General features: G+C 71.8%; 15 protein-coding genes. 8 read left to right on the top strand and 7 right to left on the bottom strand.

The window, feature by feature from the left end; all coding sequences use genetic code 11:
• The first annotated feature begins 14 nt into the window (after nt 1–14).
• Nucleotides 15–989: an ABC transporter ATP-binding protein gene (locus tag DEI89_RS12435; protein WP_258368888.1), complete on the top strand. Its 975-nt coding sequence runs from the start codon at nt 15–17 to the stop codon at nt 987–989.
• Nucleotides 986–2,206: an ABC transporter permease gene (locus DEI89_RS12430; protein WP_110904372.1), complete on the top strand. Its 1,221-nt coding sequence runs from the start codon at nt 986–988 to the stop codon at nt 2,204–2,206. Before DEI89_RS12435 ends, DEI89_RS12430 begins: the two co-directional genes overlap by 4 nt.
• Nucleotides 2,207–2,240: 34 nt before the next feature.
• Here the strand turns inward: DEI89_RS12430 and pnuC are convergent, their stop codons facing one another.
• Nucleotides 2,241–2,906, bottom strand: a complete 666-nt coding sequence (gene pnuC / locus DEI89_RS12425; protein WP_110904371.1) for a nicotinamide riboside transporter PnuC — start codon at nt 2,904–2,906, stop codon at nt 2,241–2,243.
• A 394-nt stretch (nt 2,907–3,300) separates the two neighbouring features.
• On the opposite strand from pnuC, the gene DEI89_RS12420 reads away from it, so the two are divergent.
• From DEI89_RS12420 to DEI89_RS12405, 4 genes are all read left to right on the top strand, one after another.
• On the top strand, nt 3,301–3,861 hold the full coding sequence (locus tag DEI89_RS12420) for an alternate-type signal peptide domain-containing protein (protein ID WP_110904370.1): 561 nt from the start codon (nt 3,301–3,303) through the stop codon (nt 3,859–3,861).
• Between the two features lie 107 nt (nt 3,862–3,968).
• Entirely contained in the window at nt 3,969–4,562 is a 594-nt protein-coding gene (locus DEI89_RS12415) for a TasA family protein (protein ID WP_110904369.1), read from the top strand.
• Nucleotides 4,559–5,446 carry a hypothetical protein gene (locus DEI89_RS12410; protein ID WP_110904368.1) on the top strand — a complete coding sequence of 296 codons (888 nt, stop codon included), beginning with the start codon at nt 4,559–4,561 and terminating at the stop codon, nt 5,444–5,446. Before DEI89_RS12415 ends, DEI89_RS12410 begins: the two co-directional genes overlap by 4 nt.
• Nucleotides 5,443–6,144 (top strand): signal peptidase I, encoded by a 702-nt coding sequence (locus tag DEI89_RS12405; RefSeq protein WP_258368886.1) that lies wholly within the window; start codon nt 5,443–5,445, stop codon nt 6,142–6,144. Before DEI89_RS12410 ends, DEI89_RS12405 begins: the two co-directional genes overlap by 4 nt.
• Here the strand turns inward: DEI89_RS12405 and DEI89_RS12400 are convergent.
• Nucleotides 6,111–7,721, bottom strand: a complete 1,611-nt coding sequence (locus DEI89_RS12400; RefSeq protein ID WP_110904367.1) for a Mur ligase family protein — start codon at nt 7,719–7,721, stop codon at nt 6,111–6,113. The genes DEI89_RS12405 and DEI89_RS12400 overlap by 34 nt on opposite strands.
• A 200-nt stretch (nt 7,722–7,921) precedes the next feature.
• On the opposite strand from DEI89_RS12400, the gene DEI89_RS12395 reads away from it, so the two are divergent.
• Nucleotides 7,922–8,461, top strand: a complete 540-nt coding sequence (locus DEI89_RS12395; RefSeq protein ID WP_110904366.1) for a hypothetical protein — start codon at nt 7,922–7,924, stop codon at nt 8,459–8,461.
• Between the two features lie 176 nt (nt 8,462–8,637).
• Here DEI89_RS12395 and DEI89_RS12390 read toward each other — a convergent pair whose 3' ends face one another.
• A complete protein-coding gene (locus DEI89_RS12390) occupies nt 8,638–9,684 on the bottom strand; it encodes an NAD(P)-dependent alcohol dehydrogenase (RefSeq protein WP_110904365.1) in 1,047 nt (348 codons plus the stop codon).
• Nucleotides 9,685–9,885: 201 nt separating this feature from the next.
• Here DEI89_RS12390 and DEI89_RS12385 point away from each other — a divergent pair, with 201 nt between their 5' ends.
• Nucleotides 9,886–11,214, top strand: coding sequence for a GNAT family N-acetyltransferase (locus tag DEI89_RS12385; RefSeq protein WP_110904364.1), 1,329 nt, complete (start codon nt 9,886–9,888; stop codon nt 11,212–11,214).
• Between the two features lie 178 nt (nt 11,215–11,392).
• On the opposite strand, the gene DEI89_RS12380 is transcribed toward DEI89_RS12385, so the two are convergent.
• From DEI89_RS12380 to DEI89_RS12365, 4 genes are read right to left on the bottom strand one after another with little or no spacing between them, the layout of a single operon-like run.
• Nucleotides 11,393–12,391 carry an ABC transporter permease gene (locus DEI89_RS12380; RefSeq protein ID WP_110904363.1) on the bottom strand — a complete coding sequence of 333 codons (999 nt, stop codon included), beginning with the start codon at nt 12,389–12,391 and terminating at the stop codon, nt 11,393–11,395.
• Nucleotides 12,388–13,326 (bottom strand): ABC transporter permease, encoded by a 939-nt coding sequence (locus DEI89_RS12375; protein ID WP_110904362.1) that lies wholly within the window; start codon nt 13,324–13,326, stop codon nt 12,388–12,390. Before DEI89_RS12375 ends, DEI89_RS12380 begins: the two co-directional genes overlap by 4 nt.
• Nucleotides 13,323–15,122 (bottom strand): ABC transporter ATP-binding protein, encoded by a 1,800-nt coding sequence (locus tag DEI89_RS12370; protein WP_110904361.1) that lies wholly within the window; start codon nt 15,120–15,122, stop codon nt 13,323–13,325. Before DEI89_RS12370 ends, DEI89_RS12375 begins: the two co-directional genes overlap by 4 nt.
• Nucleotides 15,119–16,786, bottom strand: a complete 1,668-nt coding sequence (locus tag DEI89_RS12365) for an ABC transporter substrate-binding protein (protein ID WP_110904360.1) — start codon at nt 16,784–16,786, stop codon at nt 15,119–15,121. The genes DEI89_RS12370 and DEI89_RS12365 overlap by 4 nt, the downstream gene beginning before the upstream one ends.
• Nucleotides 16,787–16,789: the final 3 nt, after the last annotated feature.

Here is a 16,789-nt window from a genome sequence, read left to right as displayed (position 1 = left end):
GGAAGGGGTCCACCGTGGCCGGAGCAGGCATCAGCGTCCGCGACTTCGTCATGCGCTTCGGTGACCGCAACGTCGTCGACGGGCTGACGTTCGACATCGCCCCCGGCGAGACGTTCGGCCTGCTCGGCAGCAACGGCTCCGGCAAGACCACGACGATCCGCGCGCTCCTCGGCATCACCGCCCCGACCACCGGCACCCTGACGATCGACGGCGAACCCTACCGGCCTGCGACGGGCGGCATCGGGTACCTGCCGGAGGAGCGCGGGCTCTACCGGAAGGAGAAGGTCATCGACGTCATGACGTACTTCGCGGCCCTCCGCGGCATGCCCCGCGGCCCGGCGACCCGGTGGGCGACGGACTACCTCGAGCGTGTGGGCCTGGCGGACAAGGCGAAGGTCCGCATCGACAAGCTCTCCGGCGGGCAGCAGCAGAAGGTGCAGCTCGGCATCACGATCATGGACCGGCCGCGGCTGCTGATCCTCGATGAGCCGACGAAGGGCCTGGACCCGGTGAACCGCCGGCTGCTCCTGGACCTGGTCGACGAGCGGAAGGCCGACGGCGCGACGGTCGTCCTCGTCACCCACCACATGGACGAGGTCGAGCGGCTCTGCGACCGGATCCTGCTCCTCAAGGACGGGGTCGCCGCCGCGTACGGCACGATCCCCGAGGTACAGGACGCCTTCGGCGGCGCCGTCGCGAAGGTCGCCCTCAGCGGGCCGGTCCCGCGGTCCGACCGCTACCGGCTCGCCCGCCACGAGGGCCACGTCGCGTATCTGGTGCCCACCGCGGCGGCGGCGGCCGACGGGTCGGACATCCTCGCCGAACTCGTGGCCGCCGACGTCCACGTGACCGGCTTCGAGATGCGCCGGATCCCGCTCGACGAGATCTTCGTGCAGCTGTACGGGCACGACGCCGACGCGGACGCTGCCCGCGCCGACGGCCGGACCGGCGGGGCCGCCGGAGCCGTCCCGGTCGGAGCAGCGCGTTGAACCGCCTGGGCACGGTCGTCCGGTTCGAGTTCGTCCGCGCGGTGAAGAAGCCGGCGTTCTGGATCGGCACCCTCGCCCTGCCGCTCGTCGTCATCGTCGTGTCGCTGCTCGTCGGCGTCGGGCAGGCCGCCGGCACGGACTCCGCGATCTCCAGCGGCTCCGCCGCCCGTACACCGTTCCACTACGTCGACCGGTCCGGGCTGGTGTCCGAGACGGTCGCGGCGAAGTGGGGCGGAACCCCGTCCACCGATCCCGCTGCGGACCGGGCAGCCGTCCGCGCCGGACACCTCGACGCGTTCATCGAGTTCCCGACCCGGCCGTCCACCACCCCCGTCACCGTGCTCGGAGCAGACCGTGGGCTGTTCGCCAACACCGGGTACGCGGCTCTGGCGGAGCGGGTGCTCGAGCAGAGCGTCGCCGCGCAGGTCGACGACGCCGAGGCCGTGCACATCCTCCGGTCGCCACCGGACGCGACGGTCACCACCTACGCCGACGGGCGGGTCGCGCCGGGCTGGCTGTCGATCGTGCCGCCGCTGCTCTACGTGGCGGCGTTCTTCGGGCTGGTGATCCTGCTCGCCGCCCGCATGGTCACCGTCGTGGTCGAGGAGAAGGAGAACCGGATCTCCGAGATGATCCTGACCACCGTCACGGCCGGCACGCTGATCCGCGGCAAGGTCATCGCGATGCTGCTCGTGGGCCTCGTGCAGGTCGGCGTGTTCCTGGTGCCCGGGCTGCTGTCGCTGGCCGTCGTGCTGCCGTTGGTCGCCGGTCGGGTCGGCACCGTCGCGCTGGACCCCTGGCGGATGGTCGCGGGGGCGCTGCTGCTCGTCGGCGGGGTGCTGCTGGCGTCGGCGCTGTTCGTGGCGGTCGGCGCGTCGGTGCCGACGATCAAGGACGCGTCGACGCTGCAGTCGGCGGCGCTGTTCGCGGTGATCATCCCGCTCTACGCGGCGTTCTTCGTGATGACGACGCCCTCGTCGCCCGTCGCCGCGTTCTTCACGTACTTCCCGACGTTCACGCCAGTGACGGCCATGGTGCGGAACGCCGTGGGTTCCCTGTCGGTCGTCGAGACGATCGCGTGCATCGTCGAGGTGTTCGTGGTCGCGGGCGTGCTGCTCTGGTTCGCGGAGTACCTGTTCCGGCACTCGGTCGCCCAGTACGGGTCGAAGGTCAGCCTGAAGCAGATCGCGGGCTGGCGGCGGACCCGAGCACGCTGACGCCCGTCTCCGTGAGGCGCCCCCGGGCCTCCCGTCAGCCGACGGTGACGGGAGCGGCGGAGGGCTTCCGGCCCTGTGCCATCCAGACGAAGAACCCGGCCAGGGTGAAGGCACCGTAGACCACGTACATCAGGCCCGAGGCGTAGTAGCCGGCGGAGAACAGCAGCGGTACGCCGACCAGGTCGACCGCGACCCAGATGAGCCAGAACTCGACCCAGCCCTTCGCCATGCCGTAGGTGGCCAGGAGTGATCCGACGAAGATCCACGCGTCGCTCCACACGGGCTCGTACGAGCCGAGGGCGCGGAACACCGGCGTCAGGACCGCGGTGCCGCCGACCAGCGCGACGACGAGCAGTGCGCGGGACCGCCAGGAGGCCCACTTCGGCTCGAGCACGGTCGTCGCCTCGTCCGCGCGGTGCGTCCAGCGGTACCAGCCGTAGACACTGACCAGGATGAACATGACCTGGCGCCCGGCCTGACCGAGCAGGTTGACGGGGTTCGGGGTGTCGAAGAGCGCGCCCATGAAGACGGTGAAGAGGAGCGCGTTGCCCGCGATGCCGACCGGCCAGGCCCACACCTTGCGGCGCATCCCGCCCAGGGCGCTGAGCAGCCCGAAGACGTTGCCGATCACCTCGCGCCAGAGCACCGTCTGGTCGCCGATGACGAGCTGCGCGTCGAACAACCACCGCACGATGCCCATGTGACCTCCTCGATCCGACTCGATGCAACTGCACAGACCTCGTCGGCATTCCGGCCTCGTCGGCATTCCGGCACAGACCTCGGCGGCATTCCGGCACAGACCTCTTCGGAAGCGGGGTACAGGAGTGTCCGCCGCGCGGAGGACCGAGAACCCCCTCGTTCTGGGGTGGATGCTTTCGTACATTCTCCTGTCCGCAGTTTGGGGGACCCGGTACGTTCGTCCACAGGACAACCCAGCCCGAGCATCCCTCACTCCTGGGCACACGGGTCGTCCTCCGGCACCGGTCAGCCGCGTCCTCCCGCCAGCACGGGAGGTCGGTGACAACCGTCCCGTCGGGCTCTCCCGAACGCCCGAGACGACTGCAGCGCTGCCCAGCGCAGGAACGGACAGAACAATGCACAAGATCGTGACCGGCACCATCGCGAGCGCCGCGGGTGTCGCACTGCTGCTCGGCGGAGCGGGCTCCTTCGCCCTGTGGAACGCGAGCGCCAGCAGTGCCGCCACGGCCGTGTCCTCCGGCACCCTGACCCTGACGGCGAACGACGACGGTGCGTGGACGGACGTCACCAACGGCCGCTCGGACGCCATCGACCCCGCCTCGGTCCTCATGGTCCCGGGCAACACCTACCGGTTCACGCAGACGCTCGTGATCGAGGCGACCGGCAAGGACCTCCGCGCGGAGCTCACCTACGCGAAGCAGAGCATCACCGGGGACGCCGATCTGGTCGCCGCGACCGAGAAGACCCTCGACGTCACGTCGTCGACCGCGTCGGTCGCCGAGACCGCGGACCCGACCGTCTTCACCGTGACGCCGTCGGCGAGCACCTCGACGGTCCGTGTGACCTTCACGATCACCCTGCCCGAGTCCGCCACCACCGGCCAGGACGGCACCGTCGACGTGGGCGCCCTCGCGTTCACCCTGACGCAGACGGCCATCGGCTCGACGGGTTCCTGACCCGGCTCCGACCGACGGACGGCGGGCCCCTGATCCGCTCGTCGTCCGTCACCACGCGCCCGGCACCGGGGCACCGAACGAGGACCACGACGTCCAGGGGGACGCGCATGACGAGGACCACGCCGACGACGGGACGCCACCGCGCGCCCCGTCGACGGCGCTGGGCCTGGCCACTCGGTCTCGGACTGGTGCTCGCCGTCGCGGCCGCGGTCGTCGGGAGCGGCGGCACCTACGCGCTCTGGAACAGCACCTCCGAGACGCCGGCATCGACGGTCCGCTCCGGCACGGCCGCACTCGCCGTGGCTCCCCTGACCGCGATGTACAGGACTCCCCTGGCCCCGGGACGGAGCACGACCGGCACCTTCTCGGTCCGGAACAGCGGGTCGGTGCCGCTCGCCATCCGGATGCAGGTGACGACGCTGCACGTCGCCTACGGCTCGGTCCCGGACAGCGCGGTCCTCGACGAGCTGACGCTCCGTCTGGCCCCGGTGGCACGCGCGGCGGACTGTCGGCCAGGCCTCGGCGGCTACGCCGCCCGCCCGGCCGCGTTCGACACCGGCAGCGGGCACTTCACGCTCCCCATCGGTGCCTCGGCGACCGGTTGCCTCGAGATGGTGCTCGACGCCGACGCACCCCAGACCGTGTCCGGCGCGGTGACCGACTTCACCGTCACGATCACCGGGACGCAGGTGGCACCGTGAACGCGCGCGTCCGGTCCCTGCTGGCCGTGCTGCTCGTCGCCGTGTTCGTCGGCGGAGGGTCCTCGGTCGCCTGGGCACTGTGGACCACGACCGGGACCGCCGCGTCGAGCGCCACCAACGGGAAACTCGCGGCGGCGATCTCGGGCACCACGGCGATCACGACGACGTTCACCGCCGGGGCCCCGACGGTCACCCGGCCGGTGACCCTCACCAACGCGGGCAACATCCCCGGCACCACCGCGACGACCGCCGTCGTCGCCGACGGGTCGACGGCGCTCGCCCGGGCCGTCGACGTCGCGGCCTGGCCCGTCCCGACGACCGCCGACTGCACGGACTCGGCCGCCGTCGGCCCCGGGGGCGTCAGCGGCACCTGGGCCGCACTGCCGAGCCTGACGTCGGCGCTCGCGCCTCGGACGGCCGCCGTCTGGTGCATCCGGTCGACCCTCGTCGCCGGCGCCCCGACCTCGGCCACCACGAACATGCACCTCGCCCTCACCACGACGAACGCCAGCTGGGTGTCGTCGACGGTCTGGGGCGGGTTCTACCTCAACTCCGGCCAGGACCTGCCGTCCCTGACGTGCACCGACCCGACGCAGGGCTCCAACTACGTCGAACTCACGTGGGACCAGGGTGACCGCGCGGTGGGCACGGTCTACGCCGCCTTCGTCGGCGACGAGCAGGTGGGTGACCGGCAGACCGGGGACTACCCGCACATCACCCTGGCTCCGGAGCAGGTCACCCCGAGCGCTCGGGGCGCTGCCACCGTCACCGTCGTCGTCCGCGCGCTCGACGCAGCCGGGCAACCGACCGCGGACGTCGTCGGCAGCGGTCAGGTGACCCTGTTCACGCTGGACACCGGCCCGAAGATCCGGTGCGGCGCATGACCATGCTGACCTCGGACGCCCCCCGCCGGACGGGAGGCACGTCCCACTCCCGCCACGCGGCCCGCCCGGTCGCGCCACCCGCCCGGAGCGGCCTGCTCGCGGCCCTCCGCGCGCTCGGGATCGGAGTCACCACGGGCCTGGTGCTGCTGGTCGCCGCGCTCGCCGTCGTGCTCGTGGTGCTGCCGAAGGCAACCGGTTCGGTGCCGCTGTCCGTGCTCACCCGGTCGATGGAACCGACCCTGCCGCACGGCACCCTCGTCGTCGTCCGACCGGTCGCCGCCGCGGACGTGCGGATCGGCGACGTCGTCACTTACCAGATCGAGTCCGGTCGGCCCGAGGTCGTGACGCACCGGGTCGTCGCGATCGGCTCCTCGTCCGACGGCACCCGACGGTTCGTGCTCCGCGGCGACGCGAACGACGCCGTGGACCCTGCCCCCGTCATCCCGGCGCAGATCCGCGGCGAGGTCTGGTACAGCGTGCCGTGGCTCGGGACGGTCAACCAGGTGGTGAACGGCTCGCGGACCTGGCTCCTGCCGACCGTCGCCGGGCTGCTCCTGGCGTACGGCGTCGTCATGATCGCGACCGGCACGGTGTCGGTGGCGCGCCGACGACGCCGTCGGGCGCGCCGTCGGGAGCGCGGGGTGGACCACGTCCGCCGTCACGATCAGCAGGCGGAGACGGCCTCCCGCGCCGGATGACCCGCCTCGGCGAGCGCCGCCTGCGCGTCCCGGAAGGACGAGTACGGCACATGCACGCCGCGGACGTCCCGGTAGTCGGTCAGTCCTGGTCCCGCCCAGTAGACGACGCCGTCATCCCCGACCGCGGCCAGGGCATGGCGGATCGCCTGCGCCGGGTCCGGCAGTTCCACGACCCGTGCCGTTCCCGGGACACCGCGCGCACCGCGGAGGATCGCGGCACGGATGCCGTCCGGGTCCTCGAACCGCGGGTGGTGGTCGGCGACCACGACGACGTCCGCCAGTGACGCTGCCACCGTGCCCATGGCCTCCCGTTTGCTCGGGTCACGGTCGCCGTCGGCGCCGAGGACGATGCCGACCGGCCCGGTGGCGAAGGCACGGATCGCCTCCAGGCTCTTCGCGAAGGCGTCCGGGGTGTGGGCGAAGTCGACGAAGACCCGCGGTCCGGTCGGGCTCGACGCATCGGCCATCCGCCCTGGGACGACGACGTCGAGCGAGCCACCGGCCGCCGCCACGAGGTCGGCGGCCGGGATGCCCGCGGCACGGAGCATCGCGACGGCGAGACCGACGTTCGCCGCCATGTGCCGGCCGAGCAACGGGACCACGGTCGTCATGCTGACGTCCGGGCCGTCGATCCGGAACCGTGTGCCGTCGGCGTGCTGGTCGAGGACCGTCACGTGCCAGTCCGCGACCGTGCGGGGTTCGCTGGTGATCGTCTCGACCGGGATCCCGGCCTCGGCGACGACCGCGCGACCGGCGGCGGAGTCGAGCGAGACGACACCGCGGGCGGCACGGTCCGGGCGGAACAGCCGCAGCTTCGCGCGGAGGTACTCGTCCATGTCGGCGTAGTCGTCGAGGTGGTCGTGGCTGAGGTTCGTGAACCCGGCGACGTCGAAGTGCACGCCGTCGACACGGTGCCGCGAGAGCCCCTGGGCGCTGACCTCGATCGCGGCGCCGTCGACGGAACGCTCCCGGGCCCGGGCGAGGAAGGCGTGCAGCTCGGTGGCCTCGGGGGTGGTCAGGCGGCTCGCAACGACCTCGTCCGCGATCCGACGCTCGGCCGTGGACGTCATCGCCGTCGTCCACCCGAGGCGCCGCATGATGGCGTCGAGGACGGAGACGGTGGAGGTCTTGCCGTTCGTACCGGTGACGCCGAGCAACGGGAAACCGAGGTCCGCGGTGACGGAGACCGTCCGGGCGACGGCTCCGAGGACGGCTCGTGGGTCGCGGACGACCACGGTCGGCAGACCCGAGCGGGTCGCTTCCCGGGCCCCGGCCTGGTCGGTCAACACCGCGACCGCACCGCTCGCGCGGGCTGCACTGACATGACGGACCCCGTGCCCGTGCCGACCGGGCACCGCGACGAAGAGCCACCCGGGGCGGAGGTCCTCGGTGGCGACGGCTGCCCCGGTGACGTGCACGTCCGCGAGCACCGACGGCAGCGGACGGGCTCCGGCCGCCGCAGCGACATCGGTGAGTCGGATCGGCTGCGGGCGGACGGGATCGAAGGCGTGCGACACGGGGTCCTCCTCGTCGGGCTCCACGGCCGTCGGGACGGCGGTGGTCGGGTCGACGAGCATCGGGTCCGACGGACGTCGCGGGTGCGGATCGTCAGGGTGCCGATCCACCGGGCGACGACGTCGGCTGTCGCAGCGCGGCCGTGACCCGGAGGGCCAGTCAACGCGCTGTGCACCGAGCGACACCACAGGCACCCGTACCCCGGTGGTGCGCGGGTGGTGGCGGGTCGATCCCCGGCCGGTCGCGGTCTAGGCTCTGGCGGGTGACGGACGGTCGGGTGGACGGGGTGCAGCGCGCACGCTCCCTGCTCGACGACGCGACGGCACGACTCGCGGCGGCGCGTGCCCGGGACGAAGCGCTCGGGGAGTACGTCGAACCGAAGCCGGTGCTCGGCATCCGACGGGACCCCACCATCCGCTCCCTCGGACGGGTCTGGCGGGTCGGTGCACTGCTGCTCGGGTCCTCACCCGAGACCGCCGGCCAGGTCTGGGCGACGGGATCGATCACGCGGGTGACCGAGGCCGGGCGGTCCCAGTTCGTCTCCGTCTCCGCCGAGGTCCGTCGCGCGTACCGGGCGGCTGCGGCGAAGGGGCACTTCGCGCCCGGGGACACCGTGAACCACAGCGTGACGCCGATCCCGCTCGACGCCACGCTCGTCGGTGCGGACACGGCGCTGTTCGTGCGTGACGACGAGCCCCGCGTGCGGTGGTCCGCGACCGCCGGCACCGACGTGCCACTGGCCGACTACCTCGCCGACCGGGTCGGCCTGCTCGTGGACCCGCCGCCCGGCGCGACGGACTAGCGGCGCCCGCCACGGCGCGTGGCTTCCGGGCGACACACCCGCAACGACTGGTCACTGACACACGGCCCTGGACATCAGAGCCAGCCGCTTCCAGCGCGGACTGGAGGGACGGTGCAGGGCCGCTCCGTTCCTCCAGTCCTGTCGCTTGCTCGCTTGCTCGCTTGCTCGCTTGCTCGCTACGGGACGATCACCGCGCGCCCGCGGATGGTGCTGGCGGCGAGGTCCTCGTACGCCTTGGGCCCGTCGTCGAGGGAGTACGTCTGCACCTCGACGTCGACCTTGCCGGCACGGGCGAGGTCGAGCACTTCGATGAGCTCGCTCCGCGATCCCCAGTACGGCACGCGGACAGCCGCGTCGTAGGCGATCGATCCGAAGCCGAACGAGGCGGTGCCGCCACCGATCCCGACGATCGTGACGTCGGAGTCGAGTCCCGCGACCGCGATGGCCGTCGCGATCGTCGGGTCGGCGCCCACGAAGTCGAACACCGCGTTCGCACCGAGGCCGCCGGTGATCTCACGGATTCTTCCGGCCGCGGACGCGTCGCTGATCAGCGTGACGTCGGCGCCGACGTGCTTCGCGAGCTCGAGCTTGTCCTCGTTGACGTCGAGCACGATCACGGTCGCGCCGGACAGTGCCTTGAGGATCTGGATGCCGACGTGGCCGAGCCCGCCGGAGCCGATGACGACCGCGTACGTGCCCGCACCGAGTTTCGGCAGGGACCGCTTGATGGCGTGGTACGGCGTGAGTCCCGCATCGGTCAGCGACACGTTCTGCACGGGGTCGAGGTCGCCGAGCGGCACGAGGTGCCGCGGGTCGTCGACGATCATGTACTCCGCCATCGAGCCCTGGTTGCCGAGGCCGGGCGGACGGATGCCGAGGGCGTCTGCGTTCGTGCAGTAGTTCTCGCGTCCCGTCGAGCAGTTGTGGCAGTAGCCGCATCCCCACGGACCGTAGACCGCGACTGCGTCGCCGACCTGCAGGGCCGTGTCGACGCCCTCGCCGAGCTCGTGGACGACACCGGCGCCCTCGTGGCCGAGGGTGAGCGGCAGTGGGTAGTGCTGGTCGCGGTAGGCCTGTTCGGGCAGGCTCATCACGTAGTCGTCTGAGTGACAGACGCCCGCGGCAGTGACCTTGAGCAGCACCTGGCCAGGGCCGGGGGTGGGGATCGGGATGTCGACGACCACCGGCGGCTTGCCGACCTCGACGTATCGCAGTGCCTTCATGTGGGGACCTCCTCCGCGGGAGCGAGTGGCCTCCGTTGACCGACACGTGTCGCTCGACGCGCGGATCCCATGATGCTCCGCCCCGGTGCCTGAGGCTCGGAGGTGCACCGCTCCGGAGCGTTCCCGCCATCACACGGGTCTCCCGGGGTGTGGATGCGGCATGCCCGTTGTCCCCGGCCGGCTCCCCGGTAGGGTCTGATCGTGGCTCTGATCAACGACGAATCCACCGACCGCTACGACCTCCGCGAGTTCCGCCCGCGGACCGACGACCAGGGGGCGCCGGACGCCACCACCCGCGCCTGGATGGACGCCGTGGGCGTCGGTTTCCACGAGCCTCCGGAGTCCGACGAGGGCGCCGCCCGGATGGTGTCGCACTTCGTCGCCGACCAGGAGACGTTCCTCGGCGTGTACGTCAACCGGCCCGTCGCCGGGTCCGTCGACGAGACCTGGCCCGCCGGCACGTTCACCTGGTTCCCGAAGGACCTCAGCTGGGGCGACGGGACCGCGATCCGGACCCAGGCCGTGTCCGCCGTGACGGTCCGCCCGACCGAACGTCGCCGCGGGATCCTCCGCCGGATGATGACGCGTGCGCTCGAGCGCGGGGTCGAGGAGGGCTACGCCGTCGCCTCGCTCACTGCCTCCGAGGGCACCATCTACCGCCGCTTCGGATTCGGCTGCGCCATCCGTGAGCGCGCCGTGCACGTCCGCCGTGACCGGGCGCTGCCGTTCCTCGCCCCGACCACCGGCACGGTCGTCATGGTCACCACGCAGTGGTTGGCAGACGGCGTCGGCCAAGAAGTCTTCGCCCGCTTCCATGCCCGCACGCCGGGCTCGATGGTGCGCAACACCGGCACCTGGCCGATCGTGTTCGGGGAGCTCGGTCCCGACGGTCAGAAGGCCAAGGACGTCCGGGCCGCCGTGCACCGCCCCGACGACTCCGACGAGGTCGACGGCTACGTCACCTGGCGGGTCGTCGAGGGCAAGACCGGCGAGGACACCCGCGTCGAGATCGTCGACCTGGTGTACACGACCGACGCCGCGTACCTGTCGCTGTGGGAGTTCCTGCTCTCCATCGACCTCAACGACGTCGTCGTCTACAAGCGGTCCCGCTCGGACGACCCGATCGTCGCCGCTCTGGCGGACGCTCGCTCCTACGACGTCGACCACGAGGAGGACCACGTCTGGCTCCGCGTCCTCGACGTCGCCGCGGTGCTGCAGTCCCGCCCGTACGCGGCCGACGGCTCGCTCACCATCGCGGTCACCGACTCGCTCGGGCACGCGTCCGGCACGTACCGGCTCGACGTCCGGGAGGCCCGTGGCACCGTCACGCGCCTGGCATCCGACGCGGACGTGGCCGGCTCCGACATCGCGCTCGACGTCGCCGACCTCGGGGCGCTGCTGATCGGGTCGGTGTCGCCGGTGACGCTCGCGGCGGCGGGGCTGCTGCGTGCGGCAGACCCGGCGGCGCCGGTGCTCCTCCGCGCGATGCTCACCCCGCCCCGGACCCCGCACGGCATCACGTACTTCTGACGCGGGCGGCGGCCACGCGGCCGCCGCGGCCGGCCAACCGGCGTGGCGTGGCGTGGCGTCGCGTGGCGTCGCACAACAGCATCCGGCCCGAACCACGGGATCTCGTGGTTCGGGCCGGTTCCTGTTGTGCGGGTCCGGCCTGCGCCACGGGCGGGCAGGGCAGGACGGGAGGCTCGCCCTACGTCCGGCGGCGCACTCGCGGGTCGACGACCGCGTAGACCAGGTCGACGACGACGTTCGCGGTGACCACCAGGAACGCCGAGAACACCGTGAAGCCGACGACGACCTGCAGGTCCAGGGTGTGCACCGCGTCGATGAGCAGCGCCCCGAGCCCCTGCATCGAGAACACCTTCTCGGTGATGACCGCGCCGCCGAGCAGGGTCCCGAGGTCCAGGCCGAACAGCGTCACCACGGGCAGGATCGCCGTCCGCAGCCCGTGCCGCACGACGACCTGGCGCTCGCGCAGGCCCTTGGCACGGGCGGTCCGGACGAAGTCCTGCCCCATCGCCTCGAGCATCTCGCCGCGGGTGAGCCGGGCGTAGATCGCGGCACTGATGAACGCGAGCACACACCACGGCAGCACCAGGTGCGTCAGCCAGCCGACCGGGTCCTCCGTCAGCGGTACGTACCCGCTCGTCGGCAGGATCCCGAGCACGAACCCGAACAGCAGGATCGACAGCAGCCCGATCAGGTACGCCGGCGAGGACACTCCGGCCACCGCGACCGTCATCACGGTGCGGTCGAGGGCCGAGCCGGGTCGGAGCGCCGAGGCGGTCCCACCGAGCACACCGGCGACGAGCCAGAGGAGCGCGGCACCGATCGCGATCGACGCCGTCACCGGCAGCCGGTCGACGATGAGCGTGGTGACGCTCTCGTGCAGCTGGAACGAGTACCCGAAGCAGGGCGCGGCGCACTGCACGGCCGAGACGCCGCTGCCGAACGACCGACCGGTGAAGATCCCGCCGAGGTAGGCCGTGAACTGCAGGATCCACGGCTTGTCGGTGCCGAGGAACGCCTGCACCTGCGCCAGCCGGTCGGGGGTGCAGGGCTTGTCGCAGATCGCCCGCGCCGGGTTCGTCGGCAGGAGCATGAACAGGGCGTAGGTGATCGCAGCGACGACGAGCAGCACGACGACGGCGCCGAGCACGCGGAACAACACGAAGCGCAACGCGGTCATCGGGTGCCTCCTCTCGGGTCCAGTGCGTCGCGGAGGGCGTCGCCGAGCACGTTGAATGCCAGGGTGACGAGGAACAGGGCGGCTCCGGGGAAGACGAGGTACATCGGGTCGGTCTGCACCCATCCGACGGCGTCGCCGATGCTCCGCCCCCAGGACGGCGTCGGCGGGGTGACGCCGACGGCCAGGAACGACAGCGCCGCCTCGGCACCGATCATCGACGGGATCGAGATGGTGGCGTAGACGGTGATCGTCGCGGCCAGGTTCGGCAGGAGCTGGGTCCGGATGACGTGCCAGCGGCCTGCCCCCATCGCCGTTGAGGCGACGACGTAGTTCCGCTCGCGGAGGGACAGGGTCTGCCCGCGGATCACGCGAGCGACCGCCGGCCAGCCGAAGAACCCGATGACGAGCACGACCAGCACGGGCTTCGGGAACGAGGTCGGCACGATCGCGGTCAGGGCGATCATGAACACCAGCGACGGGAAGCCGAACATCACGTCGACGACCCGGCTGAGCACCCGGTCGTACCAACCGCCGAAGAAGCCGGTGGTGACGCCGACGAGCACGCCGATGACGAGCGACACCACGGTCGCGGCGAGCCCGATGCCGAGCGACGTCCGCGCGCCGTAGGTGACGATCGCGAAGAGGTCCCGACCGGTCAGCGGTTCGACGCCGAACCAGTGCTGCGCACTCATCCCACCGAGGGGACCGCGGGGTGCGCCGAAGTCGTTGAGGGCGTCGACGTGGTAGCCGTACGGGTCCTGCCCACTGATCCGGGCGATGAGCGGCGCGGCGAGGGCGACCACGACGAAGACGGCGATGACGACCGCGGAGACCACGGCCCACCGGTCACGACGGATGCGGCCGACGAGGGCACGGAAGCCGGTGCCGGAGCCCGGAGCCAGACGGACCGGACGGTCGACGACGTTCGCGGTCATGCGACCACCCCTTCCCATCCGCGCCAGGCGCGGCGGCGTTCCGCCTGCCGGGCGGGGTCGGCGACGGGTGCGGCGGCGAGCAGCATGCGGGTGTAGTCCTCCTGCGGGTCGTCGAGGACGGCCTGGGTCGTACCGTGTTCGACGATCCGCCCGTGGTGCAGCACGGCCACACGGTCGGCGAGCTGTCGGACGACGGCCAGGTCGTGGCTGACCAGCAGGCACCCGAACCCGAACTCGTCCTGCAGGTCCCGGAGCAGGTCGAGCACCGCTGCCTGCACGGTCACGTCGAGCGCCGAGGTCGGTTCGTCAGCGATGAGCAGGGCCGGCCGGAGCGCCAGGGCCCGTGCCACGGCGACGCGCTGTCGCTGCCCGCCGGAGAGCTGGTGCGGGAACCGCTCGGCCCACGACGGGTCGAGCTGCACGGCCTGGAGCAGTTCCCGGACGCGTGCCGGTCGGTCGGCGCTCGGCTCGTGCACCAGGAGCGGCTCGGCGATGCTCCATCCGATGCTCTGCCGGGGGTTCAGCGACGAGGCCGGGTCCTGGAACACGATGCCGACGCGCTTCCGGATCTCGCGGAGACGACGGCCGCGGGCGGTGCGGAGGTCCTGCCCGTCGACGTCCACCGTCCCCTGGACCACCGGGACGAGGCCGGCCAGGGCACGACCGATCGTGGTCTTGCCGGAGCCTGACTCCCCCACGAGCCCGAGGGTCTCGCCGGCGTGCAGCTCCAGGTCGATGCCCGAGACGGTGGGCTCGCCGCGGCGCGAGTACCGCACGCCGACGTCGCGCAGGCGCGTGACCACCGGCCGGGAGGCGCGCCCCGCGTCCTCGATCGGCACCGCGCCGAGTCTCGCGTCCGCGGACAGATCGTGGCTCCCCGGGGCCGCGTCGTGTCCGCCAGAGCGAGTCTCGGCCGAGGTGCCGTCCGTGGCGGAGGTGGGACGCGCCTCTCCCCGCGAGCTCGGCCGCCCCGCCGCTCCGCGAGCTCCGCGGCGCGGCGGGACCGGCACGAGGGGGCCCAGGGCGGGCACGGCGGCGAGGAGCGCACGCGTGTACTCGGCCTGCGGGTGCGCGAACAGCTCGACGACCGGGCCGTGCTCGACGGGGTCGCCACGGCGCATCACGAGCACCTCGTCGGCGACGTCCGCCACCACACCCATGTCGTGCGTGATGAGCAGCACCGCGAGCCCGCGGTCACGGCAGAGGGTCCGGAGCAGGTCGAGGATCCCCGCCTGCACGGTGACGTCGAGCGCTGTGGTCGGCTCATCCGCGATGAGCGCGACCGGGTCACCGGCCAGTGCCATCGCGATCATCGCGCGCTGCAGCTGCCCGCCGGACAACTCGTGCGGGAAGGCCTTCCGGATCCGCGCCGGGTCGTCGAGGCCGGCGGACCGGAGGAGCTCGTCCACCCTCGCAGACACCCCTGCGCGGTCGAGGGACGTCGGGTGCGCCCGCACCGCTTCGGCGATCTGGGTCCCGATCGACAGCACCGGGGTGAACGAGTTCATCGGTTCCTGGAACACCACGCCGATGCCGGCACCGCGGACCTGGCGGAGTTCCTCGACGGGTGCACCGACGAGCTCCTCGCCGCGGAACCGGGCGCTGCCCTCGACGCGCGCCTGCGGTGGCAGGAGTCCGAGCACGCTCATGGCACCCACGGACTTGCCGGAGCCGGACTCCCCGACGAGCGCGAGCACCCGTCCGGGCGTCAGGTCGAAGGAGACGTCACGGACGACGGGCTCCGCGTCGCCGAACGCGACGCGGAGCCCACGGACTTCCAGGATGGGACCGGTCACCGCTTGAGCGAGACCTTGAGGTAGTTCGGGTACGCCGGGAAGTCGGCGATCTGGAAGTTCTGGACGTCCGAGCCGGCCAGGAACGACTGCTTGGCGTACATCAGTGGCACGACCGGGGCGTCGGCCATGATCGTCTTGTCCGCCTTCGCCCAGGTCTTCTGCGCGTCGTCCTGGTCGACCGTGGCGCTGGCCTTCGCGATGAGCGCGTCGGCCTCCGGGTTGCTGTACTTCGAGACGTTGTAGCCACCGCCACCGATCTGCGACGAGTCGTAGAGCGGCTGCAGGTTGGCGTTCGCGCTCGGGAAGTCGGGCTGCCAGCTCGACAGCGACAGGTCGAAGTCGGTGCCGTTCGTGGTGGCCTGCGTGAACGAGTCGTAGTCGAGCGGCTTCAGCGTGACCGTGATGCCGGCGCGCTTGAGTCCGGCCTGCAGGGCCTGTGCCTGGGCGAGGAACGTCGGGTCGTTCTGCGTGACGAGCGTCAGCTTGAGGTCCGAGACACCGGCCTGTTCGAGCAGGGACTTCGCCTTGTCGACGTCACCCGTGGCGCTCGTCTTGTAGAGGTCGTAGTCCTGACGTCCGGCGATGCCCGGCGTGATCAGCGTCGAGGCGTAGGTGCCGGCGAGGGCACCGCCCGCGGCGATCCGGAACGACTTCCGGTCGACCGCGTACTGCAGGGCCTGACGGACCTTGAGGTCCTTGAGTTCGCCGCGCTGCGTGTTGATCGCCATGTAGCTGATCGGCCCGGCTTTCGACGTGGCGAGGCGGTCCTGCGCGGACGGGTTGCTGCGGACCTGGTTGAGCTCGGCGGCACCGAGGTAGATCGCACCGAAGGAGCTCTTCGCGTCACCGTTGTCGGCGATCAGCGTCTGCGTGACCGTGGACGGGTCCTGGCTCTCCTTGAAGACGATCTTCGAGGGGCCGGCGGTGCGGACCTCGTCGGTCTTCGCGGACCAGGCCTCGTTGCGGACCAGGGTGACCTGCGAGCCCTGCTGGTTCGACTGCACCTGGTACGGGCCGGACGCGACCGGCTTGAGGTCGTACGCACCGGTGTCGGTGCCCTCGCCCTCGGGGACCGGGGTGAACGCCGGCATCGACGCGAGCCACGGCCAGTCGCCGTACGCGTCGTTGAGCTTGAAGACGATGGTCTTGTCGTTCGGGGTCTCGATGCTGTCGAGGCTCTTGCCCTCGAACGGCCCCCGGTAGTCACTGCCGCCCACCAGGAGGGACTTGTGGTAGCTGAGGCCACCGGACAGGGTCGGCGCGAACGAGCGCTCGATCCCCCACTTGATGTCCTTCGTCGTGATCGGCGTGCCGTCCTGGAACTCGACGCCGTCCTTCAGCGTGTACGTCCAGGTCTTGCCGCCGTCGCTCGCGACGCCGGTGTTCGTGGCGAGGTCCGGGACGACCTTCGCGGTCTTGCCCGGCTCGACGTCCCACGTGGTGAGGCGACGGGCGACGAGGCCCATCGAGGTGATGCCGAGGCTCTGGCTCGTCGCGGGGTCGAGGTGGAACGCGGTCTGGGACGTGAGGATGTTGAGCGTGCCGCCCTTGTCCGTCCCGCCGCTCGCGTCGTCGGAGGCGTCGCCGCCCGAGCAGCCCGTGAGGACCAGGGCCGCTGCGGCGGCGACAGCCGCGGTGATGGTCAGGCGCTTCGGACGTCTCATGAC

Source organism: Curtobacterium sp. MCBD17_030, from assembly GCF_003224255.1.
Classification (GTDB): Bacteria; Actinomycetota; Actinomycetes; order Actinomycetales; family Microbacteriaceae; genus Curtobacterium.
The sequence above is the reverse complement of the archived record's forward strand: the minus strand, read 5'-3'. Positions and strand labels throughout refer to the sequence as shown.